The sequence below is a fragment of the Flavobacterium sp. U410 genome, from assembly GCF_053570605.1.
In genome coordinates this window covers 1-1,418 of record NZ_JBSEFI010000050.1, presented here as the reverse complement: position 1 = coordinate 1,418, position 1,418 = coordinate 1, and the positions used below count along the sequence as shown (strand labels likewise).

Sequence of the window (1,418 nt, the reverse complement as noted above, 5' to 3'; positions counted from 1 at the left end):
CGGTGGTAACAGCGGAACCGGCGATTCAGGATCGGATAGTAGCGGTGGCGGAAACACCGGCGGAACACCGGGCGATGAGGATTATGATGACGGCTTGGTAGACCCGAAAACCTGTAAAGGTTGCGGTGGCGTGGTAACGGTACCTGTTCCGGAGTTGGAACAAGTGATAGACCCTACAGATCCCTGCTCAAAACTGAAAGATTTGTTTAATGTTCCCATTACTCCATCCTTAAAAGATATTATTCAAAATCACTTAGAAACGGATATTGCCATAAACCCAAATGGAGAAAAAGGAGCAGTAATAACTAAAGATGCATCAGGGAACTATTCAAGAGCAATACTCCCTCCCACGTCTACAGCTTTAATAGGTATTCCTACTGCGACAACTATTCCAGGTTTATATGTTGCAATTCATACCCATCCTACCTTTGTAACATTTCCTATGTTTTCTTGGAGCGACATCTATGTACTGCACAGCATAAATTCGGAGATAGATTCACATAATGAAGGTTTGGCAACATTTTTGTTAACTTGTGATTTAGATGGTACGGGTAATTATCAAACGTATGCTATAGTATTCAACAGTTCAACAGCCGATATTGTTGATATGATTTTAAACAATCCTTTTAATAATGGAATGACCAAAAAACAAATAGCTGCATCTATAGACGCAGAACTTGAACAAAAATTTATTGCTGAAGATAAAAATGGAACAAAAAATTATGAAAGAGCATTTTTAGAACAAATACTTAATACAAATGTTTCTCTTTACAAAGCGAATAGCGCTTTAGACAACTGGGACAGACTAGAGCTCAATCAAACTACTAATAATGTACAAAATATTCCGTGTAACTAAAAAATATAGAATGATGAAAAAAACAGCATATATACTAACACTATTATTAACTTCTTTAACCTTTGGTCAAAGCCCTATTATTGATTTATTAGATGATGATGGAAATAAAATAGCTAATGCTTATTACAAAGACACAAACAATTTACTGGACGCTTTTGAAGGTACTTTTGTTTACACCAATGGTTCCACTCAATTAAAAATAGAATTAGTCAAAAAAATACAGCAATTTAATGGAAGGTATTATGAAGATCTGATCATAGGAGAATACCAATACATTGAAAACGGAACTGAAATCGTTAATACACTAGATGAAATTGATCTAGCGTATATAAATCAACATCAACATAATATTTTTGGCAATATACTTGTTGATAAAAACTATCGCAGATGGATCTGCTCTACTTGTGGTTCAAATGAAAACAGGCTAGTGATAAGCATAATGGATAATATTTCTGATAGATTTGGGTATTTAATTCTCCGTAAAATAACATCTTTAGACTCTTCAGGACAAACGGTTGTAATTTTACAGGCAAAAATAACTAATGTATCTCAAAGTTTTTCG

General features: G+C 34.6%; 2 protein-coding genes. Both read left to right on the top strand.

Going from position 1 to position 1,418, the window contains the following annotated elements:
* Nucleotides 1-856 (top strand): hypothetical protein (locus ACUSJC_RS16735; protein ID WP_449270697.1); only part of this gene is annotated, 856 nt, incomplete at its 5' end.
* On the top strand, nt 831-1,418 hold a 588-nt coding region (locus tag ACUSJC_RS16730), incomplete at its 3' end, for a DUF6705 family protein (protein ID WP_449270696.1). The genes ACUSJC_RS16735 and ACUSJC_RS16730, both read left to right, overlap by 26 nt.